Below are 13803 nucleotides of genomic sequence, written 5' to 3'. Positions count from 1 at the left end.
CAAATATCAGGCTGTTGAGAATAACCTCGACAGCCTTTTAATAATTAATCCTGCCCAATATAATTACCTAATATTCCTTACATAACATTATGTTCTAAATATAATAAATTAAAGGATGCCCTTCTCAATAGGAGAAGGACTTTTTAGCTTAATCATGCTGTAAAACTATTTTATACCCATCCGAGTTATTTTATGCAATTAAAACATTACTGTCCATGTGTTTTTACCCACTACCCCATCAGCTGTTAATCTGTGACGCTTTTGATATGCTTGTACAGCTTTCTTTGTGCCTTTGCCATAGATGCATCTGGTTCTACGCCAACAGCGCGTTGTACTCTTTTGACGTCCGTTCCTTTGCTTCCGATGTCTAGTGTGCCTGGGAACTTCACGATTGCTTTATTGTCAGTTGCAGTTTTCTTCTTAGTGTTTGCTTTCTTATTTGTAGATGCTTTTTTAATTGTTGTATTTGGAGCCTTTTCGCCGCCTACAGTATCATACAATTCAAAATGCGGATAATCTTTAAAAGACTTCCAATCACCGCCCCATTTGAAACCTTCAGCTTTCATCGCAACAACAACTTTTTTAAAGTCGCCACCAGTTGTCCAAATAACACCTTTTCCGTCTTTTGTGTATAAGCATAAGTCAACAGCTACACCATAGTTGTGGTTGGACTGTCCACCTCTAGCATTTGTTACAATTTTGCCTGGATTAGTGCGGCCTTGTGCATATAATGCATTTTGCTCTGCAAATGAGCGAAATCCTTGCGCCACGCAAATATAGATGCCTTGCTTTTGTAGTTCGTATATCACTTTACGAACCTTGTCGGCCACTTCTTTATGCATTCCAGCAACGTTTAATTTACGATTTGCTTTTTCAATTAAATAATCAACTGATAATGTCATTTCAATCTCTCCCTATAATTTATTGAATATAAAAAAGCCACTCTCGAATGAGCAGCTTATTTTCCTTTTCCTTCTCTATCTTTAAATTGCTCCAACACACTAGAGAATTGAACAGGTACCTTAACACCTATATAGCCAAGGTTTTCAACGAATGATATTCCCTCTGTACCGATTAAAAACATAATCATCGCATTACGCATGAAGCTTCCGCCACTACCAGCGACTTGATCTAACTGGTTAGCAACAATGACTGCTGAAATCATACCTGCTTTTTTCATCAACCCTTTAAATGCTTTCTTTGATTGCAAATCTTTTTTGTAAAAATAAGCAACAGCTATACCGCTTAAATAATCAATCCCCATTAAAACCGCCAATGCAATAACCAACTTATCAAGCCCTCCAAGCAAATAAGCGATGGAAGAAATTCCACCGCCTAGGATTACAACATATAAAGAATCTGTATTTTGTTTCATTCTTTTACCTCCATTTTTTTGTATTAAAAAAGGACTCTCCGAAGAGAATCCTAGATTGATTAATATTTAGTTATATCGCTACATTGATCCCTATTATAATGTAGCGTTCTTTACCTTTTTTTCTATATATGGTAATGCCTCTTCTACATATTTTAAAAATCCTTTAACTTCATAAGGCTTTGAAATTCTTTTAGCAAATTCTATTCCATAAAGTTTTATATCATTATATTCTCCCACTCCATTATCAACAAACCAATCATATTCTCCTAATGGTTGAATTATCGGATAATTTTTTCTAATACTTTGTACTAACTCTTTAAATTCTTGATAAGAAAGTATATTCTTACTATCCCTTATTTTTTCGGCTGCATCATGTGGAATTTCATTATGGAAACTGGTAAAATCAATCATTTCATTCGGACTTTCAGTCCACCCATGTATGTGTACCCAATTTCTATATTCTTTATGTTTGAAAAATGAACCAAAATGAACTGATAAATATGAAGCTATTAAATTTGCACTTAAATGACCGCAGTAAGGGAAGCTAATCGGATTATTTTTATTCAATTCATTTATACAATACATATATAAAAAGTACATGTAATCCCATTCTATCATTTCGCAAAATTCTATATAGCTCACATTTACACCTCCTATTTTTTTACTTTTAGTATATCAAATATTAAGTTGAAGACATAAAAATACGCCTATTCAGCGTTTATTTGTTCTACTGCATATTCATTACCTGTGATATCTTTAAACTGTATGTCGGTAATTTTCTTACACTCAACTGCTTTTATCACCTGTTCTTCAGTCCAATATCCTTTCTCATAATAAGACTTAATCATTTTATACCAATTCATTACAACACCCCTTTTTCCATTAGTGCAAACATTAAATCTGCATAACTATTTTCTGCTATATCTAACTTATCTTGAACAGACATAAGTTCAAATGCTAATTGTGCATTTTGTTCGTCTACACTTACCGGTTTTTCTGTTTGAGGAGTTATCATAATTGTTATTTCTTCTTGGGAAGCTCCCTCAATCCATTCTCCATCAATAAATTTTGGTTTGTAATATGTTTTACCATCTTTGTACGATGGGAGGATATCTGTGCTATTTTCAGGTATTTCTTCACCTTCTTGAATTAAAACAATTCTATCTAAAAAACCGTCTTGATCAAGAATGAAATATTGTTTCATAATTATCCTCCTTTTTAGTCTATTCTAACAAAACAATCAAGAGCCCATATAATCGAAGATGCAAAGTTACCGTCATCAATACTATTGAATCCCCACCAACCATCAGAATATAAAGTAGCCCTTCCTTGTTTCGCCAACCAGTCGCCTCTAGCTGTGATTGTATACGGTATATTTCTAGGGGGAATACCTGCATCCGGTAATCTAAAATAAACATTTGGACTCGTACAATTTGTAATCTCACCCCGCAATTGAAGAAATTTTGCCCATCCGACATTTAATATCCTATATTGACAATCACCAACTGGTTGTCCTTCACCATTAGTGATAAATAAATATTGCCAACCACTGTCTGTAATTTGAGCAAGTTCAACCCATGGTGTCCATTGTCCAGTAGTATTTACAAAGTTTCTCATATATTTTCTGCTTGATACATCATGAGTAAATTCTTGAATTACACCCGTTCCAATAACTGAAACTCTCAAATGTCCCCACATATTAGGCATTGGCGCATCGTTGACGTTTAAGCAATAATACTCTCCAGTTTGTTTTGCGTTATTTATTCCTGTATCTGCAATAACTTTACCTGTTCCATCATCTTGTGTCAGTTTATAGTTTTGTGTAATAGCTTTTAATGCATCTACTTTTGCTTGTGAATCAGATTGTATATCAGTAAAATCCTTACCATCTACCTTGTCAGCATCTAATCCAGAACCAGAACCAACATTACCTGCATGCCATATTTTCTTATCACCTTTTGCATACATATCTCCTTTTGCATAAACGTCACCAACTCTTGCATTTACTGAAAATGCTGGAACTCCCTGAGCAACAGCTTGACCAGATATAGTTGGTGAAACACTGAAACCATACCAAGTTTGAACTGCAATATTATTTAATTTGCTAAGCCCAGCATAATCTGATCCACCAGTAACAGCATTCCCAGCAGTTTTGTTTGCTGGAGTTGAACCACTAGAAACACTTGTGAAACTCAAGCCATTGTTTTGTGAAGTTATAGATAAATCTCCAGATATAGAATCTCCTGTTTTAGCTACACTTGCATTCTTTGCATTTATTTCCGCTATGTTAGCTTTTGATTGTGCACCAGTTGTTGTTTCTATGGTACTCCAAGCAGTCCAAGCACTATTTCCATCATGCCATGTTCTAAAACTTAAAGTTCCCGTATTCTTTTGTTGATGAATCTGAAAATTTCGTGAGACACTTTCATAAAAAGTAACAACTACACCATAACTATCTGGATACCCTGTTTGACCAGCTAGTGACGTAATAGTTAATCCCGTGGGATATGTTGTGATAGAATCTGTGGCATTTTTTGCGGCTAACTTTGGATATATTCCTTTTTGTGCAAGTTCTAAATATCCTGTTAAAGTTCCGCCTGCTATTGGCAAACTAGCATTCTTAGCATTTGTTTCTGCTGTATTGGCTTTATTTTGAGCTCCAGTTACAGTTTCACTTTCTGCCCATGCAAACCATGAAGATCCATTGTACGAACGTGTAAAAAATCTTGATGTAGAGTAATCAATATAATATTGTACAGGTCTGTTTTGCCTATTAATATGAATGATAGCTCCACCAGTTCCACTTATTGGTTTATTAGCTGTTGCAGAATCAGTCATATAAAAACCAGTTGGTGTATTTGAATCTAAACTGTTCATATCAGTTAAAGAGTTATTTGATACTGTTCCTAGTCCAAAATTTTTAGCAAAATCAATTGCTGTATTTTTTGCTGCATCTGCTTTTGCTTGTGCACCAGAAGTAGTTTCGATTTGAATCCAATTACCCCAATTGCCAACTAGTTTTTGTCTCATATACATATTTCCGCTTAAATTAGTATCTAAGAATATTTGTACACAAGAAACTGCATCATAAACATCAACAATGACATACCCTTGTGGTTTCGGTCCGTTTTGAAGATTTCCACCTTTATAAAAACCACTTTCTTTATCTAAACCGTTTAAATCTAGGTTATCTATAGGTTTCCCCACAGCACCTATACCGAAAGTTTTAACAAAATTAATCGCATCATTTTTAGCTACATCTGCTTTCGCTTGCGCTCCAGCAGTTGTTTCGATCTCTGACCATCCACTCCACTTTTTTTCAGCGTCTCTATAATTTCTAAATGATACTTTATTAGCTCCTGCATCAGATAAAACTGCATACTGAAAAATTCTATTAACGTCATCATTTATAGTCGTAATTATACATAAATCGTATGGATATCCATCTTGAACTCCAGTACTTGTAGAACTAACTGTAACACCCTTTGGATACAATGTTCCTGGAATACTAGCTGCTCGGTAAGCAGTCTTATTTATTTGTTCGGATGTAACATTATGTGGATTGGTTTTGTTTCCAACATGGCTATTAAACTCCGCTTTCGTAGCTTGCTGAAAGTTGTCTAAATTACCTAGTCCCACTTGGGATTTTGTAACGTTGTGCGGGTTGTTTTTGTCGTTTTTATGATTGTTAATATCTGTTTGTACGATATTTATCTTGCTATCAGATTCTGCAATTGTTTCATAGATAAGACTTTTTTCAATAGATGCAGTAATATTTGCCCCGGTTCCCACAACTATAATTAGGTCCACTATTTTTTCAATAACATCTGCACTATTTGATCCAGCAGGGATATATTCTGCCGCTTGTGCATACCCATAACAATATAAAATTTCTATATTATTATCTGGATCTAATGCATATATACCCACCTCTTTCCAATAAAAACCGTTAGTGATATCTTGGTTGGAAAGTACTGTACCAACTGTTACCTTTCCATCCAGCATACTTTTAAATTTAGTAATAGGTAATGATTTTACTTCGTTTGCCATCACTTCAACATTCACAATAGGTCCACTTATATCACCGTTACCGATACCAATCCGAGTAAATTTTAATATTTTCCCTGTTTGTACTCGTCCTTGTAGATTTATTCCCTTTTTTGTTAAGACTAATCCTCCAAAACTCATGTTAAATCACCTGCTTTATTGTTAATTTCTCACCGATATGAACAGCTCCAGCAAAGTTTAATGGAAGATTTTCTGTTGCTATTATTTCTACTTTTTCTAAACGAGCAGTTTTTCTTTTTACAGAATCAACTACTCTAGTAAATTGCAGCGCTCTTTCAGTTGTTACAGATGGATTATTTGTTACAACCTTAAAAGTAAATGGTTGCCCTCCGTACTCAAACCATTCAACAACCTGTCCATCCCCAAATATTGTCGTAATTAAGTCCTCAACAGCGCCTTTTGTTCCTTTTGATCGATGAAAAAAGAGAGCCTTTTTTATCAGCTCTCGTTTTGTTTCAACTGGTAATGATGTATCGTAAAAGTCCACATGTTCCTCAAATGCTCTAAGATCTAATAACTTTTCTGGAATCTCGTTTAAAGGATCGAGAATTTCAGTTTTATTAAAAACATACTTGAGAATTTCAGTAATTGCTTTTGCCATCGCTTGATCTTCTTTGCTTTGAATTAAATTAGGAGGAAGGATTTTTAGTAATGACATATTCATCAAATCATTCATCTATCAAACCTCCATAATTCAAAAGAACATTGCCTGGCCAAGCCACCTGGTTCTTTTCTATTTTCTTGAATTGCTCTGAATTTATGATTATTCTACTTATCCCTGCATTTTTTAAACGAGCAATTAATTCACTTGCATCAATGCTTCTCCCTAACTTGCTTTTTTGCCACAAGATGTATTCATCACACACCTCCTGCACAATCTCTTGCATCTGTACTTGGAATCCATCTTTATCACTAGTTAAGTAGTAAGTGATGTCAATATCATAATTGACGATACCTGGTTTTGAGACAAGCAGTTTATCAGTCAATGGACGAATATATTTATCATTACACTTATTAAAAACAAGATTCAGTATTTCAACAGAAGGTAACTCACCGTTTTTCAACAACGGCACAATCTCTACAACTCCGTCTGAAGGACTTAAGACTTGTACATCTGAAATAGCTTGGTGAGTTGACCGAACATGATATTTATAACCTTCTTCAGGTCCCGCAGTAGAATACCTTTCATTCGACTGCTGAATCCTTTCAGCATATCGATCATCATCTTCCCAATCAACCCCACCGTCAGACTTCACAATATTATAAGCTTTTGACACCCACGGAAGTGGGTCCACAATATTTGTGATTTGGCCAGGAAGATAACCATTTCCAATAGTGCCCGCGTCTTCACAAGTTGCTGCAACATCAACGTATGTAGCACCTAGTTGAATTGTTGTATCAGCATCCATTGCAAAGTTTAATTCATTCACAGAAACCCTTGAACCTTTTGGAATAATGAACATTTCGGGATTACTTACCTCAAAACGAATGGTTGTTATTGCTGCCTGCGGTTCTAATCTTGAAACCTTTTTTTCAACGCCTATATGTTCCAAGAAGTCATCAACTGCATAAGCGAGAGACGTTTGTTTCCCCGTGTAATCAATGTTATTTACGATTAAAGTTGCCATATAAACAACAGCTTGTAAAAATTTACGTCGTGGGTCTGCATCGCTGAGAGATGTATTCATTAGCTCTTCATATTTCGACAATCCAATAATCTCTAATTCCTCAGCGTCCACATCGACAAAATCGATGTCCGGTAGATTAAATCGAACCATCGGCTAACACCACCTTCACTATCGGAGATAGTTTCGCCGATAATGGATCTTCTTCATAACGAATTTCTTCCACAATAATTTCGGGAATATTGGATTCCAAATAATCTATAATTTGAGAAGACGTTCTTACTTGGGCGTATCCCATCGGATCATCAACCGGAGGAATTATCCCTGCATTACGATCCATCGGACACGTTCCCCATATAGTAGTAAGAGCAAACCTTACATTTTGTAATGTAGCAGCTACACCCGTAGCACCAAAATCTATTTTTTGTAGGACGGATACTTCGTACATTTCTTTCACCCTTTCTTAAATGTTACATAGGCAGATGATGCGGAACAGTATTTACTTCCGCCGAGGTCATACCATCCATTTTTTGTTCCATACACAGTAAACTTTTGATTCTTTCTTAATACCTTGACTATTTTTCCGTTAATCGAAGGTGAAGAACGACAATTTAACATGCCCACTTTAATGGTTATTGTCCCTTTAGATTTTCTTTTAGAAGCCTGCTGCCTTTTTTTCTTTTTTGGTTTAGCTTTGGACCTCTTTTTAACTATTGATTTTTTGGGATACTCTTCCATGCTAACGTCCACAGAAACAATTAATAGATTCCCTCTATTATCTATGTGCTTATTAGATTCTTTTAAACCAATAATTCTCCACTGGTTTTTAGAAACAGATTTATTACCTAATATAAACGTAGATATTTTACCTGTATCTCTAAAAGAACGGAGTTTGTCCAACTCTTTTTCAGGATTTACTCCTTGATAGACAGACAACACAATTGTCATACTGAACTGTTCTAGTCCGGGGCCAATAAATTCAGGAATCGGTTTACGGCCGATGATATTATGGTTTTCCCACCGTGCTGCGCCTTCTCTTTGACTTTCATTAAACGTTAATATTTTTTTACTCTTTACTTCAAAAGCAACACCTGCAAATGAGCCTATAATAGCCATGATGTCACTCCTTTTAATATTTACCTAAAATAAAACCGGTTTTGTCAAAACATAGACAAACAACTGGATCTTTCACCTTGGGCATCCAGTCATCTCCTCGATCCAAAATAAAAAGATCACCTGAAACAACATTTTCACGGTTGCTCCAAATGACCTTTGCTGTTTTATTTGTAGTGGAAACAGAAGATACAACACCGATATCTAACAATTTAATACCCCCTTAGACACTTCCTCAATTCCAAAGACGTTGTGGTAGATTTACCGCCTGATGACGTTATGCTAGTGATAATATATTTGCCGTTAAATGTACCAAACTCAGATAGATCAACCGTCATACCAGCGTAATAATTAACGTATCCTCTCATAATTAAATACATTGTTATAGCATCTTTGTTTGCATTTCGTAAACGTGCCTTTGCACGCCGTAAAGCAGCTGCTTCATCCTTCACATCTTCTTGGACAATCAAGACTCTTTTTACTCCGGAAGGAGCATGCGGATCTGTAAAAGTATCACTATACGTTTTTTTCATATCTTTCTTTCGATATGTTACTTTGCAAGATTTATAAGTTCCGTGATTGCTTGTTTTACCTCTATACCTCAAGATACGAGAATCACTTCGTTTAATTGTTTGTTTACTCGGCTTTACTTCGTACACCGACTCGTCAAAAATGATAATTTGCTTGTTTGATATTTTAAAAGCAAGCCCATCATCCTCGCACAGTTCCATTAAAAAGGCCACGTCCGATTTACCAGCTTGCTCTACACGATCATATTTAATGGGTTCATCAACATCGTAAACTAATTTTAATCGATTCCGGTGGGCAATATCACCAGCTACTTTTTTTAAGGTTACTTTTTCCCACGCCCGCTGCCTTCCTTCTTCTCGCATAGGTGAAGAATCCGGAACAGATATTCCTCGAATAGTCGCTTCACTGGGCGGACCTTCAACTTCTAATTCATCGATTTCAAACAAACCTTTTGAATACACCATTTTTCGATTATCTCTATTAACGATAGATGCTTTAATTGTTGACCCTTTTCTTGGTGTCCATGATCCCATCCATAAATGTTGTGTATCTTCTAATGTAATGTCTACATCGTCTGCTGATCCGCTAAGGTTGTCTGTATAAGACCATTTTTTAATTTTTGTAGCAAGTGGAATATTTTTATAAGTGACTTCAAGTGTTATCGTCGGTGTCTTCTCCATCTTCTTCACCTTCCAAATCTGCACTTATATCATCCGCATCTTCTAATAACCAAGGCGGCAAGTCTTCAGTTTCTTCTTCCTGATCTACTTCAGAAATATTTAACACAATTCCAGCTTTAAAAATAATGGTTAAACGGTGTTTCTGATTCGCTTCTAACAAAACAGGGAGCATATACTCGCTCCCATACATGTCCAAAGCTATTTTGTCCCAAGTGTCACCGTGCTTTGTGGTATAAGTTTTCATCATCTAAAAGACTTCCTTCTTCTCTGACTTTCGTACTGCCTCATTTGTTCTTCGAATCGTGGTTTGTCTTCAGCTAGCACCTGGTGAATTTCTTCCCTGCTACTGTTACTAGCGTGGATGACAGGAGCATAAACAAAAGATTGTTGAGAATTATTGAGCTGCTGTGATAACTGCTGTGATCTATCAAATAGTTCAATTCTATTACGCTCTCTCCTTAACAGCTGAGTTCTGTTATTTTCCTGATTGAAAGTTTTTTGTCCTAATCCTAACAGTTCTCCAGTCTGTTGATACAAAGCAAGAGAACGTCTATCACCAGGTCTGATAGGTATGATTGATTCAGCATATCCAGCTTCAGCAACCATCCCAAGATGTGGTTGATCGAAAATTCCACCCTTTGCATGCATTTGTATCTTGGCCGTTTTCCCAGCTGTAAAGGAAGGAATACTTTGCAACTTAGATCCACTTTTCTCTTTGCTTTCTATATTTGTACTAATACCAAGCATCTCACCTGTCTGTTGATAAAGTGCTAAAGAGCGTTTATTACCGGGTATAATCGGAATAATCGATTCAGCATAACCCGCTTCTGCCACCATTCCTATGTGAGGCTGGTCAAAAATACCTCCTTGTGCATGCATATGGACTTGCGCTGATTTTCCGCCTGGTGATGTTGCTGAAATACTTGGTACTTTTGCCGAGTTAATACGGCTGGCTAAAGTATTTAAAGCACTTTTTACTGCTGCTGCACCTGTTTGGATGCCGTTTAAACTTGATACCCAACTTGCCGCTGCCACTAGCATTGACGACAATAAAGATCCATTTCCACTAATCGATGATGCTGTAGATTGCACCATACTAAAAGATGCTACTGCAACAGCAGACATTAATAACATTCCAGATAGCAAACTTCCATTAGTAATAATAGAGCTTGCTGTTATTTGTACACCTGCAAGTGGAACTATCCACCCTGGAGATTGGCTCATATATCCTGCCAATAATGCAGCACTTGCTACTGTGCTTTCGGAAATTGCCCCTAAATTTGCTAAAGGAAGTATCCAAGATGGAGCCTGTGACATATAAGCCGATAATAACGATGCATTTACTACAATGTTGTCAGCAATCGCTCCAATATTGCCTAGACTAGCAACATAACTTGGAGCTTGAGCCATTACAGCAGCTAATTGTGCAGCACTCATTACTAAACTATCGGTTATAGCTCCTAAATTCCCTAATCCTGCTACATAACTGGGAGCCTGCGCCATTACACCTGCAAGTATTGATGCATTTTCCACAATGTTATCTGTGAGTGCATCGATATTACCAAATCCAGATACATACTCCGGTGCTTGAGCAAACATATCAGCTAGTAGGGAAGCGTTCTCCACGATATTTTCAGATATTGCACCTATATTTGCTAAAGGCATTATCCATTCTGGTGCCTGAGCCATTACAGCAGCTAATTGAGCTGCATTTTCGTTTATTGTATTAATGGAGCCGTCAGCTACATTTGTAGCAGTCGTATTAGTTTGTAGTTGGCTGATTGGTTGATTAGCCGGAATACTTGTAGGTTGTTCAGAGCTTCCTCTAACAGCATCCACAGCTTTACCAGCAGCCCATTTACCGGCAATGTATCCACCTAAACCGCCAAGTAAACCTCCAATGGCTGTACCTACTCCGGGAAAAATTGCTGTCCCTATTGCAGCACCTGCACTTGCTCCTCCCCAACTTGCGCTAAGTCCTCCAGCAGACTCTGCAGTAGCTTTCACTTTATCTTTTGCTTTGTATATACTGAAGGCTTCTGTGGCGAGAGTTAAAGGTAATGCAGCTTTACTAAGCACTTTACCTGCTTTTCCTAATACACCTAATGTTCTACTTCCTTGATTACTGATTGAACGGCTTGCTCTAGTAGTATTATTCGTTACTTGAGTGGACGCTAATCTAGCGTTAGATGAATTATTGACAGTGCTGTATCTAGCTGACCTTGTTTGAATATTAGTGTTAGATGTTCGAGTGTTTGTAGTACCATATCGCCCAGATCTTGTTGTGACATTGGAATTTACAGAAGACGCTCTTCCTCTAACTCGATTATAAACTGCTGATGCACCCGCTGTTACTCCACGAGTTAAACCACGAACAGCTAATCCACGAGCTACTGGTCTAACTACAGCTCCAACAATGCCTCCGCGTGATGCTCCTCTAGCTAACCCCCTTGTACCTGCAGCTGCTGTAAGTCCACCAGTTAACGATTTAACTAACATAGACAGGCCTATTCCTTTTGCTAAAGTTCCTGCACCTTTTAATAATAATCCTCCTGTGAGTGCATTAGCAGCTACTCCTAGACCTATTGCAGATGCAACATTTCCATCCATCGCTTGTTCTATTGCTCCAGTTAATGAGGCTTTAAGGGCTGCTCCCCATGCTTTAACAGCAATTTCCGCTAGTTTCGTAAATATCGTATTGACAGCTTCTCCACCTGGACCATCTAGCCATTTTTCCATCGCATCTACTGCCGTGTCTAATGAGTAAGTGACCTTTTCGGAAAAGTCCATATTCTTAAACTTGGTGTATTTAGCTAATTTCTCTTGATAATCAGCTAGTGCTAATTCATTAGTAGTTCCATCTTTGACATCAAGCTTTGGTTTAACGGTAATGAAAGGCTCGAAAACATCTCCTAAACCTTTGCTAAGATTTTCACCAAACCTTTTCACATCATCCGTGTGTTCTCCAAAACTATCGGCCAAAGCAGTAGCAGCATTCTTCACAAGTGGTAAAGCACTTTCCGCTCCAATAATTTGCAAGGTTTCAAATGCACCGGACAATTGTTCAACAGCACCTGCTGCATTATCCATTTTCTTTTTGGCAACTTCTAGTGCTGTTACTTTAGACATTTCCTTATACATTTTTTCGATACCATCCGCGCCCTCTTTATAGAGGATATTAGCTGCACGAACAGCATCACTTCCAAATAAGTCAAAGAATGTAGCAGAACGCTCTTGATCACTTAATTTCTTAAATTTTTCATGTAAGATTCCAGCAACTTCTGCCATATCTTTTAGCTTACCATTTTTAAAGAAAATATTTTGTCCATCTTTTAATGTTAAGCCTAACTGATCAAATGCAGTCCTAGCTTTTTCAGTGCTTGGTTGGATATTAGATAAAAAAGTTTTTAACGATGTACCTGCATCTGATCCTTGCAAATTATTATTAGAAAATGCGGCCAAGGCTGCATTAGTTCCTTTAAAAGATAAGTTTAAACCGTCTGCAACTGGACCAACAGAAGCAAGTCCAAATTTTAAATCTATTAAGTCTGCACTAGAAGCATTGGCTGCACCGGCAAGAATGTTGGATGCATCCGCTGCTGACATGCCATCTTTTTTAAATCCGTTCAACGAATTCGACATTAGCTCTGCTGCATCTTTTAATTCCATGCCACCTGCAGTAGCTAAATTTAGTGCTGATTCTAGTCCTCCTGATTTAATAGTATCAGTAGACATTCCGCTTTTTGATAATTCTTCTACGCCTTGTGCGCTTTCTAGTGCGGAATATTTAGTTGAAGAACCTACATCTAATGATAGCTGTTTAATAGAACCTAATTCCTTATCACTCATGCCAGTAAGTGCTTGGATACTAGAAAGTTGTGACTCGAAATCCATTGCTTTTTTTACAGAACTAACAGCAGTAGCACCACCCGCTAAACCAATTGCCGCCGCGGGAATTGCTACTGCTGATTTCACTTGTTGAAATTTTTCAGATGCCGTTGAAGAAACAGCCGTTTTAATGTTCTGCTGTCTACTCTGAATTGCTTGTAATCGCTCTTGCTGTGCAATATTCCTGCTCAACTGACTGTGCAACCTTTGTTGAGCCCGAGTGTACTCTTGTAGCCCTATATTACCTTGCCTATACTCTCTGTCCAAGTTCCGCAAGCTTGTTTTTAAATCTGTTGCGTCTCTTTTTAACCCTTCCAACCTTCTGGAAGTAGAAGAAAAAGCATTGGTTAAACTGCTAGCCATGTTCCCAGTAATGTTAAAGGCAACGGTAAATGCTCTAGCCATTTTTAATCACCTTCTTTGGGAAACAGTTCTATTGTCGCATCCACTACTTCAAACAGCTCAGATAAAGGCAATGTTAGAAAATGTGGATACGGTGTATTCATTTTCGTTGAAAGCGCAA

The 13803-nt window shown here is 37.2% G+C and carries 14 protein-coding genes and 1 pseudogene; all 15 read right to left on the bottom strand.

Annotation, left to right across the window (positions count from 1 at the left end):
• Positions 1-198 precede the first annotated feature (198 nt).
• Positions 199-258, bottom strand: a pseudogene (locus ACTXGU_RS11620) (hypothetical protein); the annotation flags it as partial.
• A complete protein-coding gene (locus ACTXGU_RS11615; RefSeq protein ID WP_443481676.1) occupies positions 246-902 on the bottom strand; it encodes a M15 family metallopeptidase in 657 nt (218 codons plus the stop codon). The gene ACTXGU_RS11615 and the pseudogene ACTXGU_RS11620, both read right to left, overlap by 13 nt.
• A 56-nt stretch (positions 903-958) precedes the next feature.
• The gene (locus ACTXGU_RS11610; protein WP_443481675.1) at positions 959-1375 is read right to left on the bottom strand and encodes a phage holin family protein; all 417 of its coding nucleotides are present in this window, start codon (positions 1373-1375) and stop codon (positions 959-961) included.
• 93 nt (positions 1376-1468) lie between these two features.
• Complete coding sequence (locus tag ACTXGU_RS11605) at positions 1469-2017, bottom strand: hypothetical protein (RefSeq protein ID WP_443481674.1); 549 nt, start codon at positions 2015-2017, stop codon at positions 1469-1471.
• Between the two features lie 65 nt (positions 2018-2082).
• Positions 2083-2238 carry an XkdX family protein gene (locus ACTXGU_RS11600; RefSeq protein WP_443481673.1) on the bottom strand — a complete coding sequence of 52 codons (156 nt, stop codon included), beginning with the start codon at positions 2236-2238 and terminating at the stop codon, positions 2083-2085.
• On the bottom strand, positions 2238-2579 hold the full coding sequence (locus tag ACTXGU_RS11595; protein ID WP_443481672.1) for a hypothetical protein: 342 nt from the start codon (positions 2577-2579) through the stop codon (positions 2238-2240). The genes ACTXGU_RS11600 and ACTXGU_RS11595 overlap by 1 nt, the downstream gene beginning before the upstream one ends.
• A gap of 14 nt (positions 2580-2593) precedes the next feature.
• Complete coding sequence (locus tag ACTXGU_RS11590; RefSeq protein ID WP_443481671.1) at positions 2594-5563, bottom strand: pyocin knob domain-containing protein; 2970 nt, start codon at positions 5561-5563, stop codon at positions 2594-2596.
• A 1-nt stretch (position 5564) separates the two neighbouring features.
• The gene (locus tag ACTXGU_RS11585; protein WP_443481670.1) at positions 5565-6119 is read right to left on the bottom strand and encodes a phage tail protein I; all 555 of its coding nucleotides are present in this window, start codon (positions 6117-6119) and stop codon (positions 5565-5567) included.
• Positions 6112-7221: a baseplate assembly protein gene (locus tag ACTXGU_RS11580; RefSeq protein ID WP_443481669.1), complete on the bottom strand. Its 1110-nt coding sequence runs from the start codon at positions 7219-7221 to the stop codon at positions 6112-6114. The genes ACTXGU_RS11585 and ACTXGU_RS11580 overlap by 8 nt, the downstream gene beginning before the upstream one ends.
• Positions 7208-7516: a hypothetical protein gene (locus tag ACTXGU_RS11575; protein ID WP_443481668.1), complete on the bottom strand. Its 309-nt coding sequence runs from the start codon at positions 7514-7516 to the stop codon at positions 7208-7210. The genes ACTXGU_RS11580 and ACTXGU_RS11575 overlap by 14 nt, the downstream gene beginning before the upstream one ends.
• Before the next feature lie 5 nt (positions 7517-7521).
• Positions 7522-8184 carry a phage tail protein gene (locus ACTXGU_RS11570; RefSeq protein WP_443481667.1) on the bottom strand — a complete coding sequence of 221 codons (663 nt, stop codon included), beginning with the start codon at positions 8182-8184 and terminating at the stop codon, positions 7522-7524.
• A 13-nt stretch (positions 8185-8197) separates the two neighbouring features.
• Positions 8198-8392: a hypothetical protein gene (locus tag ACTXGU_RS11565; protein ID WP_443481666.1), complete on the bottom strand. Its 195-nt coding sequence runs from the start codon at positions 8390-8392 to the stop codon at positions 8198-8200.
• 1 nt (position 8393) lies between these two features.
• A complete protein-coding gene (locus tag ACTXGU_RS11560; protein WP_443481665.1) occupies positions 8394-9392 on the bottom strand; it encodes a phage late control D family protein in 999 nt (332 codons plus the stop codon).
• A complete protein-coding gene (locus ACTXGU_RS11555) occupies positions 9364-9639 on the bottom strand; it encodes a phage tail protein (RefSeq protein ID WP_443481664.1) in 276 nt (91 codons plus the stop codon). Before ACTXGU_RS11555 ends, ACTXGU_RS11560 begins: the two co-directional genes overlap by 29 nt.
• Positions 9636-13685 (bottom strand): phage tail tape measure protein, encoded by a 4050-nt coding sequence (locus tag ACTXGU_RS11550; RefSeq protein WP_443481663.1) that lies wholly within the window; start codon positions 13683-13685, stop codon positions 9636-9638. Before ACTXGU_RS11550 ends, ACTXGU_RS11555 begins: the two co-directional genes overlap by 4 nt.
• Between the last annotated feature and the right edge of the window lie 118 nt (positions 13686-13803).

The organism is Niallia sp. 01092 (assembly GCF_052318935.1).
Lineage (GTDB): Bacteria > Bacillota > Bacilli > Bacillales > Cytobacillaceae > Niallia.
Note: the sequence above shows the minus strand (reverse complement) of the source record. Positions and strands in the feature narration are given on the sequence as shown.

Coding starts and splice junctions, on each gene's coding strand:
- ACTXGU_RS11590 (WP_443481671.1), bottom strand. CDS start 5,563: ATGAGTTTTGGAGGATTAGTCTTAACAAAAAAGGGAATAAATCTACAA.
- ACTXGU_RS11610 (WP_443481675.1), bottom strand. CDS start 1,375: ATGAAACAAAATACAGATTCTTTATATGTTGTAATCCTAGGCGGTGGA.
- ACTXGU_RS11580 (WP_443481669.1), bottom strand. CDS start 7,221: ATGGTTCGATTTAATCTACCGGACATCGATTTTGTCGATGTGGACGCT.
- ACTXGU_RS11585 (WP_443481670.1), bottom strand. CDS start 6,119: ATGAATGATTTGATGAATATGTCATTACTAAAAATCCTTCCTCCTAAT.
- ACTXGU_RS11615 (WP_443481676.1), bottom strand. CDS start 902: ATGACATTATCAGTTGATTATTTAATTGAAAAAGCAAATCGTAAATTA.
- ACTXGU_RS11595 (WP_443481672.1), bottom strand. CDS start 2,579: ATGAAACAATATTTCATTCTTGATCAAGACGGTTTTTTAGATAGAATT.
- ACTXGU_RS11575 (WP_443481668.1), bottom strand. CDS start 7,516: ATGTACGAAGTATCCGTCCTACAAAAAATAGATTTTGGTGCTACGGGT.
- ACTXGU_RS11560 (WP_443481665.1), bottom strand. CDS start 9,392: ATGGAGAAGACACCGACGATAACACTTGAAGTCACTTATAAAAATATT.
- ACTXGU_RS11555 (WP_443481664.1), bottom strand. CDS start 9,639: ATGATGAAAACTTATACCACAAAGCACGGTGACACTTGGGACAAAATA.
- ACTXGU_RS11570 (WP_443481667.1), bottom strand. CDS start 8,184: ATGGCTATTATAGGCTCATTTGCAGGTGTTGCTTTTGAAGTAAAGAGT.
- ACTXGU_RS11550 (WP_443481663.1), bottom strand. CDS start 13,685: ATGGCTAGAGCATTTACCGTTGCCTTTAACATTACTGGGAACATGGCT.
- ACTXGU_RS11600 (WP_443481673.1), bottom strand. CDS start 2,238: ATGAATTGGTATAAAATGATTAAGTCTTATTATGAGAAAGGATATTGG.